15 protein-coding genes are annotated in these 18,364 nt (G+C 69.1%); 13 read left to right on the top strand and 2 right to left on the bottom strand.

The genetic code is table 11. The features are described 5' to 3' along the window. Positions 1 to 24: 24 nt before the first annotated feature. The 6 genes from F573_RS0111185 (at position 25) to F573_RS0111160 (ending at position 5,535) form a co-directional block, all read left to right on the top strand. Complete coding sequence (locus F573_RS0111185; RefSeq protein ID WP_019022654.1) at positions 25 to 549, top strand: DNA-deoxyinosine glycosylase; 525 nt, start codon at positions 25 to 27, stop codon at positions 547 to 549. Between the two features lie 363 nt (positions 550 to 912). Continuing rightward, entirely contained in the window at positions 913 to 2,214 is a 1,302-nt protein-coding gene (locus F573_RS0111180; RefSeq protein WP_019022653.1) for a hypothetical protein, read from the top strand. Between the two features lie 101 nt (positions 2,215 to 2,315). Further along, positions 2,316 to 3,248, top strand: a complete 933-nt coding sequence (locus F573_RS0111175; RefSeq protein WP_019022652.1) for a metal ABC transporter substrate-binding protein — start codon at positions 2,316 to 2,318, stop codon at positions 3,246 to 3,248. A 9-nt stretch (positions 3,249 to 3,257) separates the two neighbouring features. Then, positions 3,258 to 3,869 (top strand): ABC transporter ATP-binding protein, encoded by a 612-nt coding sequence (locus F573_RS0111170; protein WP_019022651.1) that lies wholly within the window; start codon positions 3,258 to 3,260, stop codon positions 3,867 to 3,869. Further along, a complete protein-coding gene (locus tag F573_RS0111165) occupies positions 3,862 to 4,638 on the top strand; it encodes a metal ABC transporter permease (RefSeq protein ID WP_019022650.1) in 777 nt (258 codons plus the stop codon). The genes F573_RS0111170 and F573_RS0111165 overlap by 8 nt, the downstream gene beginning before the upstream one ends. A 36-nt stretch (positions 4,639 to 4,674) precedes the next feature. Continuing rightward, entirely contained in the window at positions 4,675 to 5,535 is an 861-nt protein-coding gene (locus tag F573_RS0111160; RefSeq protein ID WP_019022649.1) for a class I SAM-dependent methyltransferase, read from the top strand. Between the two features lie 15 nt (positions 5,536 to 5,550). Here F573_RS0111160 and folE2 read toward each other — a convergent pair whose 3' ends face one another. Further along, positions 5,551 to 6,465 carry a GTP cyclohydrolase FolE2 gene (gene folE2 / locus F573_RS0111155; protein ID WP_019022648.1) on the bottom strand — a complete coding sequence of 305 codons (915 nt, stop codon included), beginning with the start codon at positions 6,463 to 6,465 and terminating at the stop codon, positions 5,551 to 5,553. A 77-nt stretch (positions 6,466 to 6,542) separates the two neighbouring features. Here folE2 and dksA point away from each other — a divergent pair, with 77 nt between their 5' ends. The 6 genes from dksA (at position 6,543) to F573_RS0111125 (ending at position 14,669) form a co-directional block, all read left to right on the top strand. Further along, positions 6,543 to 6,971 carry an RNA polymerase-binding protein DksA gene (gene dksA / locus F573_RS0111150; protein WP_019022647.1) on the top strand — a complete coding sequence of 143 codons (429 nt, stop codon included), beginning with the start codon at positions 6,543 to 6,545 and terminating at the stop codon, positions 6,969 to 6,971. 28 nt (positions 6,972 to 6,999) lie between these two features. Beyond that, the gene (gene zigA / locus F573_RS0111145) at positions 7,000 to 8,259 is read left to right on the top strand and encodes a zinc metallochaperone GTPase ZigA (RefSeq protein ID WP_019022646.1); all 1,260 of its coding nucleotides are present in this window, start codon (positions 7,000 to 7,002) and stop codon (positions 8,257 to 8,259) included. After that, positions 8,256 to 8,894, top strand: a complete 639-nt coding sequence (locus F573_RS0111140) for a DUF1826 domain-containing protein (RefSeq protein ID WP_019022645.1) — start codon at positions 8,256 to 8,258, stop codon at positions 8,892 to 8,894. Before zigA ends, F573_RS0111140 begins: the two co-directional genes overlap by 4 nt. Before the next feature lie 109 nt (positions 8,895 to 9,003). Continuing rightward, entirely contained in the window at positions 9,004 to 9,390 is a 387-nt protein-coding gene (locus F573_RS0111135; protein ID WP_019022644.1) for a hypothetical protein, read from the top strand. Next, positions 9,350 to 11,641 (top strand): bifunctional diguanylate cyclase/phosphodiesterase, encoded by a 2,292-nt coding sequence (locus F573_RS0111130; RefSeq protein WP_019022643.1) that lies wholly within the window; start codon positions 9,350 to 9,352, stop codon positions 11,639 to 11,641. Before F573_RS0111135 ends, F573_RS0111130 begins: the two co-directional genes overlap by 41 nt. A 76-nt stretch (positions 11,642 to 11,717) precedes the next feature. Next, positions 11,718 to 14,669, top strand: coding sequence for a PAS domain S-box protein (locus tag F573_RS0111125; protein WP_019022642.1), 2,952 nt, complete (start codon positions 11,718 to 11,720; stop codon positions 14,667 to 14,669). A gap of 9 nt (positions 14,670 to 14,678) precedes the next feature. On the opposite strand, the gene F573_RS0111120 is transcribed toward F573_RS0111125, so the two are convergent. Beyond that, the gene (locus F573_RS0111120) at positions 14,679 to 15,602 is read right to left on the bottom strand and encodes a histone deacetylase family protein (RefSeq protein WP_019022641.1); all 924 of its coding nucleotides are present in this window, start codon (positions 15,600 to 15,602) and stop codon (positions 14,679 to 14,681) included. 60 nt (positions 15,603 to 15,662) lie between these two features. On the opposite strand from F573_RS0111120, the gene F573_RS0111115 reads away from it, so the two are divergent. After that, positions 15,663 to 18,344, top strand: a complete 2,682-nt coding sequence (locus F573_RS0111115) for a bifunctional acetate--CoA ligase family protein/GNAT family N-acetyltransferase (RefSeq protein ID WP_019022640.1) — start codon at positions 15,663 to 15,665, stop codon at positions 18,342 to 18,344. Positions 18,345 to 18,364: the final 20 nt, after the last annotated feature.

Genomic DNA, 18,364 nt, shown 5'->3' with positions numbered 1-18,364 from the left:
CTTTCGGCCCGAAGTGCTCCGGGGATGACCGTGCCGCTTTCCAGTCCGGAGTTGCGGGCGTTCGAGCCCGTGCTGCGCGCGGATACCCGGGCCGTGGTGCTGGGCAGTTTCCCCGGGGTCGCCTCGCTGGAGGCGGCCGCCTATTACGCCCATCCGCGCAACCAGTTCTGGCCGATCATGGCGCGCATCCTCGGACCGCCGTTCCCGGAACTGCCCTGGCCGGAGCGCTACGCCCGGCTGCTCGACTGCGGGGTCGGGCTGTGGGACATCTACGGCACCTGCGCACGCGAGGGCAGTCTGGACAGCGCCATCCGCAACCCGCAGCCCAACGATCTCGGTCGGCTGACACGCGAGGCCCCCGGCCTGCGGCTGATCGTCCACAACGGCGCGGAAAGCGCCCGCCGCATCGGCGAGACCCGGGCGCTGGGCGTCAGCGCGGTGCGCCTGCCCTCCACCAGCCCGGCCAATGCCCGACTGGGCCTCGAGGCCAAGCTTGAACGCTGGGCCGAGGCCTTCCGCGAGGCCGGGCTGGGCGCCCCGGCGCCCTGAGCCCCGGCAACCCGCCGCCCCGCTGGGTCGATGAACCGCGCCATTGGAATCGGCCACGTTGACACCCAAACGCGGATGCATATAATTCTCACTTAGATGCGCGATTGTTGTCGGACTCTGGCGTGTCGCCGGGACCGGGGCCTCTTCGCTCCCCTGTCTCTCCAACCTCCGCTACGCTTGGCCGCCCGCTGTAACGGGCGGCTCCTTTTTTCCGTTCTCCCTCCCGGCATTGCCCCCACCGGGGTGACGGCCCCTTGTACCGCTCTATTGTTACATTATATCGTTCTTGTGCTCGTTCGTTACGCTATAACGTCTTAATAGCGATGGACGGAGGCAATCAGTGTTCACAAGGGGAGAAAAGACATGCTGAACGCGCGACACCATCGCAACGCCCTCACGGGCCTGACCGTTCTGGCCTGCGCCACGCCGGCCCTGGCCGCCGCCCAGGCCCAGGACGACTCGGGATCGGACTGGGGCATGGACATCTCGCTGATCCTGGAAGGGATCTACTACAACGAGATGAGCGAAGGGATCGACACACCCGCCGGGTTCGACGACGGGCATAGCCATGACCATGGCCACGGCCATGATCACGACCATTCCTTCGACGACGGTTTCAATCTCGGCCACAACGAACTGGTGTTCGAGGCCGACCTGGGCGGCCTGCTGGACGGCACCCTGATGATCGGCTTCGACGACAGCGACATCGAGGTCGAGGAGGCCTATCTGACCACCCGCTCCCTGCCGGCCGGCCTCCAGCTGAAGGCAGGCAAGTTCCTGTCGGATATCGGCTACATCAACAGCCGCCACGTCCACGACTGGGATTTCGTCGACCGCCCGCTGGTAAACGAATACCTGTTCGGCGACCACGGCCTGCAGGAAATCGGCGTGCAGGGGACCTGGGTCGCACCGACGGAGACCTACACCCAGCTGGGCGTGGAGCTCCTGCAGGGGGATCAGGACGGCGGCATCGCCGCGTTCGATGACGGCCCGGTCTCGGAGAAGAGCGGGCCGCGCATCGCCACCGCTTTCGCCAGGGTCGGGCCCGATTTCGGCCCCGATCATGCCGCCCGGTTCGGCGTTTCCGGCGGCTATGTCACCCAGACCGGGGTGACCGAAATCCATGGTGACCATGGCCACGCCCTTGAAGGCGATGCCTGGTTCGCCGGCCTGGACGCGGTCTACAAGTACGACTCCGGCCGTGCCTACGGCCACGGCGACTGGAACGTGAAGGGCGAATATTTCTACGTCCGCCGCAGCCTGGACCAGTTTGACGGCCACGAACACGGCCATGGCCACCACACCCATATGCACTGGGAAGGGACGGACAGCCTGACCGAGAAGCAGGACGGTCTCTATGTCGAGGGCATCTACGGCTTCGCTCCCCGCTGGCAGGCCGGTCTGCGGACCGAAGCCCTCGGTCTGACCAACGACGCGGTCGAGGGCAGCCATCACCACGGGGACGAATACTTCACGATCGAATCGATGGACACCTCGTACCGCCATTCGGCCCAGGTCACCTTCCGTCCGGTGGAGCCGGTGTTCCTGCGCGCGCAGCTCACGCAGAACGACTTCGTCGACGATCATGGCGACCGCGATCGCGGCCTCGAATTCATGTTCCAGGTGAACGTGGCGCTGGGCGCCCACGGCGCGCACCGCTTCTGATCGATCCGTCGGGGCCCGCCAGCGAGTCCCGGCACCCCGTTACGGAGCGCGAGGCCCCGCCACGGGCCTCGCGCAAAACCTGCATTTTTCAAGGAGTACCCATGAAAAACCGCAAGACCCCGCAGCAACGTCCGGCCATCGGGCTCTCCGCCCTGACCGGCGCCGCACTCGCCACCGCCCTGTTCCTGCCCGCGCAGGCCTCCGCGGACGAGCTCAACGTGGTCGCCACGACCTCCAGCCTGGGAGCGCTTGCGCGTGAAATCGGCGGCGACGAAACCCGCGTGCGTGTCCTGGCGGCGCCCGACCGCGACGCCCACTATCTGGATGCCCGGCCCAGCTTCATGGCCGCCCTGCGCAACGCCGACCTGCTGCTGGAACTGGGCGCCGGGCTGGAAGAAGGCTGGCTGCCGGCCGCCACCCGCGGTGCGTCCAACCCGGCCATCAACCAGGGCCAGCGCGGGCATTTCTACGCCGCCGGCAAGGTCGATCTGCGCCGCTCCATCACCCAGGACGGGCCCAACATGGGCCACGTCCATGAAGAGGGCAATCCGCATTTCAATGTCGACCCCCTGCGCATGGCGGAAATCGGCCTGGCCCTGGGCGAGCGGCTCGCGGAGCTCGACTCCGCCAATGCGGACGTCTATCGCGAACGCGCGGAAGAGACCGCGCAGCGGCTGCGCGAGCATGCCGAGCATCTCGCCAGTGAGCTGGCACCCGACCAGAACATCGTGGTCTATCACGAAGACCTCGACTATCTCGAGGAATGGCTGCCCGCCACGGTCGTCGGCTACCTCGAACCGGCACCGGGTATCCCGCCCACCGGTCGCCACCTGCAGAGCCTGGTCGGCGAGCTGGAAGACATGGACGGTCACGTGCTGTACGCCGAGTTCCAGCCCCCGCGCGGTGCCGAATTCCTCGAGCGCGAACTCGGCTGGGACAGCCACGCCGTACCGCTGGATCCGCCGCAGGACGCCGGCCTGGACGGCTACCTCGAGCTGATGGAAACCTGGGCATCCACCTTCCGCACCCGCTAGGCTGCGCGGATGTCCGACTCCCCCGTCATCGAGGCCCGGGCCGCGCGCCCGGGCTTTGACCGCCCCGTCCTCGGGCCGCTCAGTCTTGCGGTCCCGGGCGGGGCACGCTGGGCGCTCGCCGGCCCCAACGGGTCCGGCAAGTCGCTGCTGCTCAAATGCCTGACGGGGCAGGCGCGGGTGCACGGGGGGCGGCTCACCACCGCTCCCGGCACCCGCATCAGCCTGCTGGCCCAGGATCATCCGCGCCCGTACCCATGGCCCCTTTCCGGACACGACTGGTTCCGGGCCATGGGTACGCGCGTGCCCGAACACCCTCGCATCCGGGCGCTGCTGCGCCGGCGTCTGGATCAACTCAGCGGCGGCCAGTGGCAGCTCCTGCGCCTGGCCTCCGTACTGGCGCCCGTTGAGGCCGCCGACCGCGACACCAGCCGCCCCCACCTGGTGCTGCTGGACGAACCCGCCAACCACCTGGATGCCGAGGTCCGCGCCGACGCGGTGGAACTGATCACCGCCCTGCCCGCGAGCGCCACTCTGGTCATGACCAGCCACGACGACGAACTGCTGGGCACCCTCGGCGTCGAACGCCACCCCCTGCAGGACTACCTCGACGCCCATGACTGAACTGCTGCTGACGCCTTTCGTGGCGGGATTCCTGATCACGCTGGTGCTGGCGCTGGCGGGCAGCGGCCTGTTCCTGCGCGGCTCGGTCTGGCAGGCGCTGGCGCTGGGCCAGTGGGCCGCCGCCGGTGGCGTACTGGCCTCGGTCCTGCACTGGCCGGTGCTGCCGGTCGCGCTGGCCCTGGGGGCCGGGGTGATGGCCCTGCTGCAGCGGGTACGCGATACCGAGCGCCTGCCGCTGGCGCTGTTCCTGGGCGGGCTGGCCGCGGTCACGCTGCTGGCGGCCAATTTCTCGCAGGCAAGCATCGCGGCGGCCGCCTGGGCCGAGGGACAGCTGTATTTCGCCGGCCCGAACGAGCTGATCACGGTGGTGGTCGCCGGGGTAGCCAGTGGGATCCTGTGGCCCTGGCTGCGCCGGGTCTGGCTGCACGCCCAGCTCGCCCCGGACGTTTCCGCCGCGCCGGCACCGCCGGCGGTCGCGCGCTGGCTGGAGACCGCATGGCTGGTCGCCGTGATCGTCCTCGGGAGCATGGTGCTGGGCATGCCCGCGGCACTGGCCACCCTGCTGCTGCCGGCCTGGGGGGCGGCCTTTCTGGCTCGCGGCCTGACCGGGGCGCTCCTGTGGACCCAGGGCCTGGCGATTGCGGGCTTCCTGGTCGCGTGGAGCCTCAGCCTGCCACTGGATCAACCCTTTGCACCGGTGCTGGTGGTCGTGCTGCTGCTTCTGGCTCTGCTGGCCCGGGCGGACGCCGCCCTGCGGCGCACACACTGATTCTCCGATCTCCCTCTGCAACCAAGGAATGCAACCATGAGTGAAAACCCGCAGGGCTCGGGTACGAGCTCGCCGATCTTTCAGGCCATCGAGCAGATGCAGGGATCGCTGCCCTGGGGCAGCTTTCTCGATGCCGGGACCGGCCGCAAGTCCATCGAGTGGATCACCGCGCTCGACACCGAACGCTGGACCGCCATCACCGCCTCGCAGAACATGGCGCGCACCGTGCAGGAGGCCGCGGGCGACCGGCGCCGGCCACAGGACCGCGTGCTGGTGGGCACCTGGCACTCCGAACACCTGCTGTACGGCGAGCGCTTCGACACCGTGCTGCTGGACTACTTCATCGGTGCCATCGAGGGCTTCTCCCCCTACTGGCAGGAGCAGGCCCTGCACCGCATCCGCCCGCATGTCGGCCAGCGGCTGTACATCATCGGCGTGGAGCCCTACGTGCCCAGCAAACCCGACACCGAGGCCGGACGCCTGGTGCGCGAGATCGGCCGCGTCCGCGATGCCTGTCTGCTGCTGAGCGGCGGCATGCCGTACCGCGAGTATCCCTCCCCCTGGGTGCTCCGCCAGCTGGGCCAGGCGGGCTTCCGGGTGATGGAGACGCGCTACTTCCCGATCCGCTACCGCGAACGCTTCGTGAACGGGCAGCTCGACCTCGCGCTGCGCCAACTGGATCATTTCACCGATCCGGACACCGCCGAGTCCATGCGTGGCTACATCGAGCAGCTACGCGCCCGTGCCCTGCCGATCGCCCGGCAGAAGGAAGGACTCAAGTACGGCGCCGACTATCTGATCTCGGCGGAGCCCATGGCCGACCGTCACCGCAGCTTCGAGGACCCGCTGCAGCGCTTCTACGGTCAGGCCGGAGAACAGGCCGGAGAACAGGAATAGCCCTGCTGCCCGGCCTCAGGCCCCGCGCGGCGGCCGCTCGACCCGCGCCACCGCATCGTGCGCATGCAGGCTCTCCTCGTGGCGCACGTGGATGCGGTAACCGCGCGCCCCGAACGGGGCCTCCAGGGCCTCGTCGAGTCGCCGCGCGGCATCCTCGCAGAACATCGGGTTCGCACCGTTGGCCACCGCAAACGCCTGCTCGTCGGCGCGCTTGACCGCGGTCTGCAGCGCGGTGCCCAGCGCCTGCTCGACCCGATCGACCAGAAAGCGGAACGGAAAGGTCTCGGCATCCGGCCGCAGGCCCACCTCCACCCACGCCCGGCTGCGCTGGCTGTGCGGTGTCGCCATGATGCCCGCCTCGCTGCCCAGCCATTCACGCAGCCGGTCCGGATCCGGCGGCGCCGTCCCGAAGTCCTGATCATAGCGTTCCTGGATGGCCTGGCGGGCGAGTGCCGCCGAGCAGGGACAGGTCGAGGAATACCCGATCTCGATCCCGAGGCGGATCTGCGTACCGCGGTCGTCCTTTTCCGTATCCACGCGAAACGGATACGCCTTCCAGCCCGCCAGGGGGCTGACCATGGCCGGGCGCTCCAGTAACGCCTCGCCCTCCAGAGCCAGCGCGGCGCGCCCCGAAAGCCCCTCGTGCGACTCGAGGAACGCATCCAGCACGTGGCCCAGCCGAGCGCAGTCCAGCTCGCGGTGGATCAGCATGCGCAGGGCCAGATACAGCCGCGACATGTGGATGCCGCGGGCCTCCGGATCGTCGAGGCTGACCCCGGCATCGGCGCGCGCGGCGACCGGCTGCCCGGCCACCTGAAGGGGCAGTGCGATGCGCTCCATGCCCACCCAGTCGAGGGTCGAGGCGCGGCGCGATGTCCCGGTCGCCACGTCCGGCAGGTCGGTGCTCCGGTGGTCGCTGGCTGAATCCATCGTATCTCCCGCAAGGGTTCGGGTCACCGGCGCGGGGCCGTTGTGACCGTGGGTCAGTAACGTTATATTGTAACGCCATGAGCGAGACGATCCATAACACCCCCCGCACCGAAGACGAGCTCCTCGCGATGCCCGAGGAGGCTTACATGAACCCGCAGCAGCTCGAGTTCTTCCGCGCACGCCTGCAGGCCATGCGTGAACAGGTCCTCGACGATATCGAGCAGGTGCGCAGCGATCTGCGCCAGAGCAGTCAGGCCGCGGACGAACTCGACCGCGCCAGCGAAGAGGAAAACCGCCAGCTCGAACTGCGGATTCGGGGACGCGAAAACCGGCTGCTGAAGAAGATCGACGAGGCCCTCTATCGCATCGAGACCGGCGATTACGGCTTCTGCGAGCAGACCGGGGACCCCATCGGCCTGCCCCGACTCCTGGCCCGACCCACCGCCACGCTGAGCGTGGAGGCCAAGGAGCGCATGGAAGCGACCGAGCATCTGTTCCATGAGTGACATCCAACACAATCCCCGGGAGCCCGCCATGACCGAACGTCTGCCCGTTACCGTCCTTTCCGGATTCCTCGGCGCCGGCAAGACCACCGTGCTCAATCATCTGCTGCACAATCAGGAGGGGCTCAAGATCGCCGTGATCGTCAACGACATGAGCGAGATCAACATCGACGGCGCGCTGGTGCGTGGCGACCACGTTGACCACGGTGATCAGGACGGCGTGTCGCGCACCGACGCCCGCACCGTGGAGATGAGCAACGGATGCATCTGCTGCACCCTGCGCGACGACCTGCTGGTGGAGGTACGCCGCCTGGCCGAATCCGGCCAGTACGATTACCTGCTGATCGAGTCCACGGGCATCTCCGAACCAATGCCGGTGGCCAGCACCTTCGCCTTCCGCGACGAGAACGATGCCTCGCTGGATGACGTGGCGCGTCTGGACACCATGGTCACGGTGGTGGACACCGCCTCCCTGCTGCAGGACTACGCCTCCCCCGACGACCTGAGCGACCGCGGCGAGTCGCTGGGCGAGGACGACGAACGCACCGTCGTCGACCTGCTGGTCGACCAGATCGAGTTCGCCGACGTCATCCTGCTGAACAAGATCGACCGCGCCACCGACGAACAGCGCCGCCAGGCGCATCGCGTAGTGCGGGCCCTGAACCGGAATGCACACGTAATCGAGATCGACCATGGACGAGTGCAGCCGCGTGAACTGCTCGGCACCGGACGCTTCGATTTCGACCGCGCGGCCCAGGCCCCGGGCTGGGCGCAGGAACTGATGGGCAACCACACTCCCGAAACCGAGGAGTACGGGATCCACAGCTTCGTCTATCGGGCGACCCGGCCGTTCCACCCCGGGCGTTTCTTCGACCTCCTGCACCGGGAGTGGCCCGGCGTGATCCGCAGCAAGGGCTGGTTCTGGCTGGCGTCGCGACCGGACTGGGTGGGCACGCTGTCGCAGGCCGGCGGCGCGCTGACCCATCACGCCGCCGGCTTCTGGTGGGCCTCGGTGCCTCCGGAACGCCGGCCGGTGGACGCCGACTGGTGGCAGGACCACGTCGCGCCCCACTGGGACGAACGCTACGGCGACCGTCGCCAGGAGATCGTCGTGATCGGCATCGACATGGATCCCGACACCATCCGCCAGCGCCTGGACGCCTGCCTGCTGGACGACGACGAGCTGGCCGCGGGAGCCGACGCCTGGCGCGAGTATCGCGACCCCTTCCCCGAGTGGCGGCTGCAGAACGGCGCGGAAGAGACCGAAGAAGAAACCGAGGTGATCTCGTGAGCACCCGTCCCCGCACCCGCGCGACCGCAGCGTCCCGGCATCGTTTCATTGACCGGGCCGCCGAGCTGCACGGGATCCGGCGCGATGACGTCAACGCCCTGATCTGGCGTCGTCCGGAAACGGAGGAGCTGCGGCTTCAGGCACAGACCCTGGCGGAGCAGAGCCCCGGACTGAAACTCGAGCTCCGGGGCCGGCCGGACCAGATCCGCACCGGCCTGCTGGAGGCGGCGGGAACGCGGCCGTTCGACATCCATCACCTGGCCCTCGACATCGAACACCTGGCCCGCAACTTCGCGGTGGTCACCCGGCGCGTGATCCTGCGCGCCCAGCTGGAAGTGCTGGAGGCCCGACCCTGCCCGCTGTTCCACGTGGACCAGCTGGAGCTGCGCATGCTGTGCAGCTATACCGGCCCCGGCACCGAATACGTGGACGACCGCCACGTCGACCGCAGCCGCCTGGGCTGCGGCGACAACGACGGCGTGCTCACCGGCCATGACCCCCTGCGGATCGCCCGCGGGCACGTGATCCTGATGAAGGGCGAACGCTTTCCCGGCGGCGCCGGACAGGCCGCGGTGCACCGTTCCCCGCAGCCGGCCGCGGGCGACCCGCGGCTCGTCCTGCGGCTGGACGCCTGAAGGAAACGCCGGCCCCGGGAAGACGAGACATCCGTCACTTGACGGCAGCCGCCGGAACGACGACTATTAAATGCGAACGATTCGCATTTACTGCAAGAAGGAGCTCCACATGCTGACCCTCGATGCCTGGCTGGAATGCCCGTCCCCCCGCGTCCGCATCCTCGACCGTGACTCGCGCCGGGTGGTCGCCGAATGGCAGGGCCGGGAGCTCGCCGACCTCATGGAATCCGGACGACTGTGCCCGGAAGACTGCCGCGGGCGCCCCGGTGCCGATCCCGAACACGAGATCATCCGTGAGCTGCTGCTGGAATCCTGTCTCGGTGACCTGACCGTGGCCCGCCGCACCGCGGCTCCCGTCGGGGGTTCCCCGGACTGCCACAAGCGGCCGGTGGGAAAACCCGCCCTCCGGTGCGTACACTCTATGCAGAAGGGGCAGCGGGAAATGGAGCAGCACCATGAACACGGACGAATTCGAGATCTTCCCCTGGGGCGATGAATTCCTGACCCGCATCCCCGAGGTGGACCGCCAGCATCATTACCTGGTGGACCTCATCAACCGCCTGGCCCGCACGGTGCTGGAGGGCACCGACGAGGCCACGGCCGACGGGATCGTCGCGGAACTGCGCGACTACGCGCGTTACCACTTCGAGACCGAGGAAGGCATCTGGGCACGGGCCTTCCGCGACGACGAATGGTTCGCCCGCCACTGCCAGGCCCACGCGGGGTTCATCGACGAACTGGACCGCATCGCCGCCCTGGAGGGCCCCGACGAATATCGCCTGCAGCCCCTGCTGGAGTTCCTGGTCCGCTGGCTGACCCTGCACATCCTGCGCAGCGACAAGCAGATGGCCGCCGCCATCAACGCACTGGAAGCCGGGGTCGGGGTGGCCGAGGCGCGCGAACGGGCCGCGCGGCATTTCCGCGAACAGTCATCGGCGAGTCTGGAATCCCTCCTCAACACCTACGTACATATCGAGCGCCAGGTCTCGCAGTTCGCCCGGCATCTGGCCTCGCGCGGGCAGGAAGAGGCCGAGAACCGCTTTCGCACCCTGTTCGACTGCTTCATCCACCCCCTGCTGATCCTGGATGCCGAAGACGGCAGCATACTCGACGCCAACCCCGCCGCCTGCAGGATGACCGGCCACGCGGAGGACGAGCTGAAGCAGCGGCCCATCACCGATCTGCACCCGGACGACGAGCGCGAGCGGATTGCCGCGCACCTGACGGCACCGCCCGAGGCCCCCGCCGGACACGACAGTCCGCCGCTGTACAGCCGGGTGCGCACCGCCACGCAGCGCGACGTCCCGGTCCGCATCACCCGCGGCGGCGAACTCCGCGATCACGGCCGCAGGCTGCGCGTCGCCTTCTACGAGAACATGACCCGCGAGCTGGAACACCGCCGCGAACTGGAATGGCGTTCGTTCAATGATCCGCTGACGGGCCTGCCCAACCGGGCCGGGATCATGCAGGCGCTGGAGCAGGTCACCACCGAGCACGACGATACGGCCCTGGCTCTGATATCCATCGACGTGGACGACTTTGGTGCTCTCAACAACCGCCTGGGCACGGCGGCCGGGGACCGGATCCTGGCCGAACTGAGCCGCCGCTGGCGCGAACGTCTGAACGACGATGCCCTGCTCGGACGCCGCGGCGGCGACGAGTTCATCCTGGTGCTGCGCAGCTCCGGGGCGATCGAACGCCTGGAAGAGATCATGGGTACCGTGATCGAGGCCGGGCATCACGTGCCGGTGTCCGACAAGGGACCGGCCGGCGCCAGCGAGAACGTCTCGGTCAGCGCGGGGATCTCGATCCGCCCGCCACGCAGCGGCCTCGACCCGGAAACGGTCCTGCGCCAGGCCGACCATGCGCTGTACGAGTCCAAGCTGCGCCGCGACCGGGCCTGGGAATATTTCGACCACGGCCAGTACCAGCGGGTGGCCAGCCGGCATCGCACCATCAGCGCCTTCCGCCAGGCGATGCATCGCAACGAACTGAGCGTGGAATACCAGCCCAAGGTGAACATGCGCACCGGCACCATCCTGGGCGTTGAGGCCCTGGTGCGCTGGCGGCATCCGGATCACGGCCTGCTGACGCCGGGCGAGTTCCTCCCGACCATTGAAAACGACCCGGTCTCCATCGAGCTCGGCGAGTACATGCTGGAGGAGGCGATGCGCCAGATGGAGGCCTGGCGCGCGGCCGGCCGTCATCTGCCGGTCAGCGTCAATATCGGCGCCCTGCAGCTGGAGAGCGGCGACCTGCCACGACGCCTGGAAAACATCCTGGATCGCCATCCGGAGATCCCGCGGGCCGATCTCGAGATCGAGGTGCTGGAAAGCACCGCGTTCGACAACGCCGCGGCGGCGGAGGCGAACATGCGTGCGGTCCGCGAACTGGGCGTGTCCATGAGCATCGACGACTTCGGCACCGGCTACTCGTCGCTGACCTACATCAAGCGCGTGCCCGCCAACGCGCTGAAGATGGACCGCAGCTATGTCCGCGACATGCTGGAGGACGCCGATGACCGGGCGATCATCGAGGCGGTGGTGGGCCTGGCCCGGGCATTCGACCGCCTGGTCCTGGCCGAGGGCGTGGAAACGGTCGAACAGGGGCGCATCCTGATCGGCATGGGCTGCGAGAACGGCCAGGGCTACGCCATCGCCCGCCCGCTGCCGCCGGACGCGCTGGAGGGCTGGCTGGAACACTGGACGCCCCCGACGGAGTGGTCCGCCGCACCCGCCCCGGCCTGAGCCCGGGCACCGTCGCTGTATTCGCCGACAGGCAGCGGTTATCCTGCAGACCGTGAACCATGCACGGAAGGAACCGATGCCGCCCCGAGCGTCCGAGATCCCCCGCCCCGAGGACTCCCCTCCCCTCAGCGTTCTGCTGATCGAGGACAACATGGGTGATGCGGCCCTGGTACGGGATCTGCTGACAATCCCGACCGGGACCACGCGGTTCGACACCACACACTGCGGCCGGCTGCAGGAGGCCCGGGAGCACCTGGCACGCGACGCCACCGCGTTCGACGCGATCCTGCTGGACCTGAACCTGCCCGATTCGGACCCGGATGAGACCCTGGAGCGGGTGCTGTCGACGACCCGCGAGCTCCCTGTGGTGGTCCTCACCGGCGATGACCATGCGGCCACCGGGGCGCACACCATCGAGGCGGGGGCCGAGGATTTCCTCAGCAAGAACCGGCTGGGCGAAGACCTGCTTCAGCGCAGTCTGGTCTACGCCGTGACCCGCCACCGCGCGCGCCGCGAACTGGCACAGCAGGAGGCGCTGTACCGCAGCCTGGTGGAGGACCACCCGCACCTGGTCACCCGCTACCTCCCGGACACCACGCTGCTGCATGCCAACCGCAGCATGCTTGAGCACCTGGGCCGCACATCGGAAGAACTGCTGGGCCAGCGCTGGCTGGACTGGACCCCGGAGGCGGACGCCGGGCGGGTCCGCGCGCACCTGGAAAGCTTTACGCCGGAGCGTCCCGTGGGACATTTCGAGAACACCCTGCCGCGGGCCGACGGCGAGCTGCGCACCATCATGTGGAGCAACCGGGCGTTCTTCGACGCGGACGGGCGGGCCGCCTGGTTCCAGGGGGTGGGGATCGACGTCACCGAGCAGCGCGAGGCCGAGCGCGGCCGCGAACGCCTGATCCAGATCCTCGAGGCTACGCCGGACTTCGTCTCCATGGCCGATGCCGACGGCAGCATCCACTACGTGAACCGCGGCGGCAAGGAGATGCTGGGCCTGCCGGGCGCGGAAGGTGGCGCGGCCCCGGAACAGGATCGCGATTACTTCTCCGGAGAGCGCGCCGGCGAGTGGCTTCACCCCGAATGGGCCACGCGCCGACTGCAGCGGGAAGGGCTCCCGACCGCCCGCCGCACCGGTTTCTGGGAAGGCGAGTCCGCGCTGCTGGATGTCGACGGCCACGAGATACCCGTGTCGCAGAGGATCATTGCGCACTTCGATGGCGACGGCGAGCCCGAGTACTACTCCACCATCATCCGCGACATCCGCCCGGAGAAGGCGCGCGAGGCCCTGGAGCAGCGCCGGCAGAACGCGCTGCAGGAGCTGCACCGGATCACCAGCACCGCGGACACCGAAGACGCCGGCAAGCTGCGCGCGCTGCTGGAACTCGGCCTGCGCGAATTCGCCATGGACCACGGCCGCCTGGTGCGGGTGGACGACGGCAGCCGGCGCATCCTGGAGGCCGCCGGCGAGTGGCCGGAGGGCCCGCGGGAAGCCGGAGAAACGGGTGCCACCTTCTGCGACAACGCCCTCGCGGAAACCGGCCCGGTGGGTTTCCATGCCCCGGAGGCCCGGACCGACGGCTGCAGCATCTCGGACACGCCCGCGGCCGGCGCATGTTTCGGCATGCCGGTGCACGTGAACGGCGAACTGCGCGCGGTGCTGAGCTTTGTCGCGCGGCGACCGCGCGAAGCCTTCGTGCCCTTCGAGCGCGACCTGATCAACCTGATGGCGCAATGGATCGGCCACGAGCTGACGCGGCGCGAACAGCGCCTGGCGCTGGAACGCGAGCGCAACCTGTTCATGGCCGGCCCGACGGTGGTCTTTGCCTGGGACAACGCCCCGGGCTGGCCCATCCAGTATGTCTCGCCCAACGTACGCGAGATCCTGGGCTACGACCCGCAGGAACTGGCCGGCGAACGCAGGCCGCACAACGACCTGGTCCACCCCGACGATCGCGAACGCGTGGACCGGGAAGTGCTGGCGCACACCGACGACCGCAGCGCGAACTTCCAGCACAGCCCCTACCGCATGCGCCACCGTGATGGCGGGTGGCGCTGGATGCTCGACTTCACCACCATCGAACGCGATGAATTCGGGGCGGTTGATCACTATCACGGCTACCTGGTCGACATCACCGAACGCCGCGAACTGGAGGAAGAGCTGGAACTGCTGGCGGCGACCTTCCGCGCCAGCCATGCGATCTTCATCACCGACGCCGACGGGCGAATCCTGCGGGCCAACCCGGCGTTCGAGGAGATCACCGGTTACAGCGCGGCGGAGTCGATCGGCGCCAACCCGCGGGAACTGCTGAAATCGGGCGAGCACGACCGGTCTTTCTATTCCGACCTGTTCGGCCGCCTCGACGAACAGGGCCACTGGGAAGGGGAAGTCTGGGACCGACGCAAGGACGGGACGCGGGTCCCCCTGTACATGTCCATCACCGCGCTGCGATCCGGGGACGACGGACCGGTGGAACACTACGTGGCGGTGTTCCACGACATCTCGCGGCAGAAACACCTGGAGGCGGAGCTGGAACGCCAGGCCCTGCACGACCGCCTGACCGGCGTGCCCAACCGGCGCCACCTGGAGAGCCTGCTGGAACAGGAAGCCAGTCGGTCCGACCGCCACGGAGAATCGTTCTCGGTCCTGCTGCTGGACCTGGACCGGTTCAAGGCCGTCAACGACACCTTCGGCCACGACGTGGGGGACGAGGTGCTGCAGACCCTGGTGCGGGTCCTTCAGGAACGCCTGCGCAAGTCCGATGTGGTGGGCCGCTGGGGCGGCGAGGAATTCATGATCCTGCTGCCGGCAACCGATCTGCAGCACGCCCGCAAGGTGGCCGAGACCCTGCGCTCGCGGGTCGGGAAGGCAGTCTTCCCGGGCCCCGGCCATGTCACCGTCAGCATCGGGGTATCGGAGCACCAGCCAGGGGAACCGCTGAAGGACACCTTCAAGCGCGCCGATGAGGCCCTGTACGAGGCCAAGCGTCGCGGCCGCAACCGCGTGGCCGCGCACGAATAGCGCCGGGGGTTACAGCCCTCCGAGCTCGCGCATGTGGGCCACCGCACTGCGCCCCAGCGCGTGCAGGGCGTAACCGCCTTCCAGCATGGAGACCACCCGCCCCTGCCCGTGGCGCTCGGCCAGCTCCACGATGCGCGCGCTGATCCAGGCGTAGTCGTCTTCGCTCAGGGCCAGGCGCGAGAGTTCATCCTCGCGGTGGGCGTCGAAACCGGCCGACACCAGCACCAGCTCCGGGGCGAACGCATCCCACTGCTCGAACCAGGCCGCGGCCACCGCTTCGCGCCACTGTCCGCCGGACGAGCCGCCGGGCACGGGCACGTTGAGGCAGTTATCGCCCAGTGGCGTTACGCCCGATCCGGGATAGGCCGGATGCTCGAAGGACGACGCGAACAGGATGGACGGATCCCCGGCCACCAGCGACTCGGTGCCATCGCCGTGATGCACGTCGAAGTCCACGATGGCGATGCGGCGGATGCCGTGGCGAGCCTGCGCGTGGCGGGCGGCGATCACCACGTTGTTGAACAGGCAGAAGCCGGCGGCGCGGTCGGCGCGGGCATGGTGCCCCGGCGGACGCACCGCGCAGAACGCGCGCCGGCCCTGCGCGCCCATCACCCAGTCCACCGCGGTCATGCCCGCGCCTGCCGCCAGCAGGGCCGCCTCGTGGCTGCCGGGGGACAGCGCGGTGTCGCCGTCGAGCATGATCCGCTCGCCCGCCGGCACATGCCGCAGCACCTGCGCCACGTGGGCCTCGGTATGGACCCGCAGCAGGTCGGCGCGTCCGGCCGGCAGCGCCTCGCGGTGCAGGATCCACGGGTCCAGCCCGCCGGCCACCAGCTGGTCGCGGATCGCGGTCAGCCGCTCGGGACACTCCGGATGCCCGGGCCCGTTGTCGTGTTCCAGCCCGGCATCGGGAGATAAAAAGGCAAGATTCATGTTATGAAGGCCCCTCCGGGCAGCACCAATTCATCGGATCCACCACCGCAGGAAGCATGCATGGGCACCCATATCCTCGACAAGATCTTCAATCCCCGCGGCGTCGCCGTGTTCGGCGCCACCGAGCGCGAGGGGGCCGTGGGCCAGACTGTCCTGGCCAACCTGCTGACCGCCGGCTACGAAGGCACGCTGGTCCCGGTCAATCCCAAGCATGACACGGTGCAGGGGCTGCCCTGCGTGCCCGATCTGCGCCCCGGCGAGCACCGCGTGGACCTGGCGCTGATCGCGACGCCCGCGCGGGCCGTGCCCGCCATCCTGCGCAACTGCGGCGAGGCCGGTCTGCGCGGCGCGGTGATCCTGTCGGCCGGCTTCGGCGAGGCCGGGCGCGAGGGCCAGCGCCTGCAGCAGGAATGCGTGGAAATCGCGCAGCGCTACCGCATGCGCCTGATCGGCCCCAACTGCCTCGGCATCATGCGCCCGCGGATCGGGCTCAACGCGACCTTCAGCCACAACCAGGCGCTGCCCGGAAAGCTGGGGCTGGTCTCCAGCTCGGGCGCGCTGGTCACCGCGGTGCTGGACTGGGCACAGTCCACCGGCATCGGCTTTTCCGGGGTGGCCTCCACCGGCGACGCCGCCGACGTCGACTTCGGCGAGCTGCTGGACTACCTCGCGGTCGACCCCGAGACCCAGGGCATCCTGCTGTACGTCGAGGGCATCCGCCACACCCGGCGTTTCCTCTCCGGGCTGCGCGCGGCCGCTCGCATGAAACCCGTGGTGGTGCTCAAGTCGGCGCGCCACGCCGCCACCGCCCAGGCCGCGGCCACCCACACCGGCGCGATGATGGGCTCCGACGCAGTCTTCGATGCCGCGCTGGAACGCGCCGGCGTGGTCCGCGTGGAGCGCGTCTCGCAGTGGTTCTCCGCGGCGCACATCCTGGCGCAGGGCATGCGCCTGCGCGGCGAGAACCTGGCGATCCTGACCAACGGCGGCGGGCCCGGGGTGATGGCCGTGGACCGTGCCGCCGACCTCGGCCTGGAACTGGCCAGCCTGGCGGACAAGAGCATGGACGCGCTGAACGACCTGCTCCCCGGCCACTGGTCGCACGGCAACCCGATCGACATCCTCGGCGACGCCACCGCCGAACGCTACGGCGAGGCGCTGCGCATCACGCTGGCCGACCCCGGCGTAGATATGGCGGTGGTACTGCTGACCCCGCAGGCCATGACCGACCCGGACGCCTGCGCCGAGGCCGTGATCGAACAGGCGCGCAACAGCCGCAAGCCGGTGCTCGCCTGCTGGATGGGCGACCCGCTGGTGGCCAGCGCGCGCCGGCGCTTCGACGAGGCCGGGATCCCGCAGTACCGCACGCCCGAAGCGGCGATCGAGACCTTCGCCTGGCTGATCGAACACCGCCGCAACCAGCGCATGCTGCTGCAGACCCCCGGCCCGCTGTGCGACGAGACCCCGTCCGACATCGAGGGCGCCCACCTGATCCTGCAGAACGCCCGCAACGATGGCCGCAAAGTTCTCAGCATCCGCGAGTCCAAGGCCGTGCTGGCCGCCTTCCACGTGCCCACCAACCCCAGCATCCTCGCGCGCGACCCGGCCGACGCGATGCTGGCCGCCGAGACCCTGGGCTTTCCGGTGGCGCTCAAGATCAGCGCCACCGGCATCAGCCACAAGAGCGATTTCGGTGGCGTGCGCCTGAACCTGCGCAGCGTGCAGACCGTGCGCCAGCAGACGCAGGAGATGCTGGACCAGATCCGCGAGCACTTCCCCGACGCCGACGTCGAAGGCGTCACCGTGGAACGCATGTCCGAGGTCGGCCACGCCCGCGAGCTGCTGCTCGGGATCTCGCGCGACCCGGTGTTCGGCCCGGTGATCGCCTTCGGCCTGGGCGGCACCGCGGTGGAAGTCATCGGCGACCAGGCCATCGCCCTGCCGCCGCTGAACCGCTCGCTGGCCGAACGGCTGGTGGACCAGACCCGCGCCGCGCGCACCCTGGGCGAGTTCCGCGGCGCGCCGCCGGTACCGCGGGAGGCCATCGAACAGGTTCTGCTGCGGGTCTCGGAGATGGCCTGCGAACTGCCCGAGCTGGCCTCGCTGGACATCAACCCGCTGCAGGCCGGCGAGCACGGCGTGATGGCGGTGGACGCCCGCATCGAGCTCGCCGAGCCCGGGCACGACACCCGCCACCACTCGCACATGGCCATCCACCCCTACCCCGGGCACGTCGCCCGCAACGTGACAACCCGCGACGGCCACGAACTGGAACTGCGCCCGATCCGTCCGGAAGACGCCGCTATCGAACAGGCTTTCGTGCGCAGCCTGTCGGAAAAGGCCCGCTACCTGCGCTTCATGCGCTCGCTGGACGAACTCACCCCGGAGATGCTGGTGCGCTTCACCCAGATCGACTACGACCGCGAGATGGCCTTCATCGCCGTGGATCACGCCGGCGGCGAGGAGACCCAGGTGGGCGTGGCCCGCTACACCACCGAACCCGACGGCGAGAGCGCCGAATTCGCCGTGGTCGTCAGCGACGCCTGGCAGGGCCGCGGCGTGGGCTCCCTGCTGATGGAGGCCATCGTCGACTCCGCCCGCCGCAACGGCCTGCGCGAACTGTTCGGCGAGGTCCTGCGCCAGAACGACGGCATGCTCGCCCTCGCCCGGCGCCACGGCTTCCAGCGCGAGATCCTCACCTCCGACGACGAGATCATCCGCGTCAGCCGCCGGCTGCACTGACCCACAGCCCGATCCGGCCC

Origin of the sequence: Thioalkalivibrio sp. ALE23, assembly GCF_000378545.1 — a bacterium.
Classification (GTDB): domain Bacteria; phylum Pseudomonadota; class Gammaproteobacteria; order Ectothiorhodospirales; family Ectothiorhodospiraceae; genus Thioalkalivibrio.
Note: the sequence above shows the minus strand (reverse complement) of the source record. Positions and strands in the feature narration are given on the sequence as shown.

Coding starts and splice junctions, on each gene's coding strand:
- F573_RS0111185 (WP_019022654.1), top strand. CDS start 25: ATGACCGTGCCGCTTTCCAGTCCGGAGTTGCGGGCGTTCGAGCCCGTG.
- F573_RS0111180 (WP_019022653.1), top strand. CDS start 913: ATGCTGAACGCGCGACACCATCGCAACGCCCTCACGGGCCTGACCGTT.
- F573_RS0111175 (WP_019022652.1), top strand. CDS start 2,316: ATGAAAAACCGCAAGACCCCGCAGCAACGTCCGGCCATCGGGCTCTCC.
- F573_RS0111170 (WP_019022651.1), top strand. CDS start 3,258: ATGTCCGACTCCCCCGTCATCGAGGCCCGGGCCGCGCGCCCGGGCTTT.
- F573_RS0111165 (WP_019022650.1), top strand. CDS start 3,862: ATGACTGAACTGCTGCTGACGCCTTTCGTGGCGGGATTCCTGATCACG.
- F573_RS0111160 (WP_019022649.1), top strand. CDS start 4,675: ATGAGTGAAAACCCGCAGGGCTCGGGTACGAGCTCGCCGATCTTTCAG.
- folE2 (WP_019022648.1), bottom strand. CDS start 6,465: ATGGATTCAGCCAGCGACCACCGGAGCACCGACCTGCCGGACGTGGCG.
- dksA (WP_019022647.1), top strand. CDS start 6,543: ATGAGCGAGACGATCCATAACACCCCCCGCACCGAAGACGAGCTCCTC.
- zigA (WP_019022646.1), top strand. CDS start 7,000: ATGACCGAACGTCTGCCCGTTACCGTCCTTTCCGGATTCCTCGGCGCC.
- F573_RS0111135 (WP_019022644.1), top strand. CDS start 9,004: ATGCTGACCCTCGATGCCTGGCTGGAATGCCCGTCCCCCCGCGTCCGC.
- F573_RS0111130 (WP_019022643.1), top strand. CDS start 9,350: ATGAACACGGACGAATTCGAGATCTTCCCCTGGGGCGATGAATTCCTG.
- F573_RS0111125 (WP_019022642.1), top strand. CDS start 11,718: ATGCCGCCCCGAGCGTCCGAGATCCCCCGCCCCGAGGACTCCCCTCCC.
- F573_RS0111120 (WP_019022641.1), bottom strand. CDS start 15,602: ATGAATCTTGCCTTTTTATCTCCCGATGCCGGGCTGGAACACGACAAC.
- F573_RS0111115 (WP_019022640.1), top strand. CDS start 15,663: ATGGGCACCCATATCCTCGACAAGATCTTCAATCCCCGCGGCGTCGCC.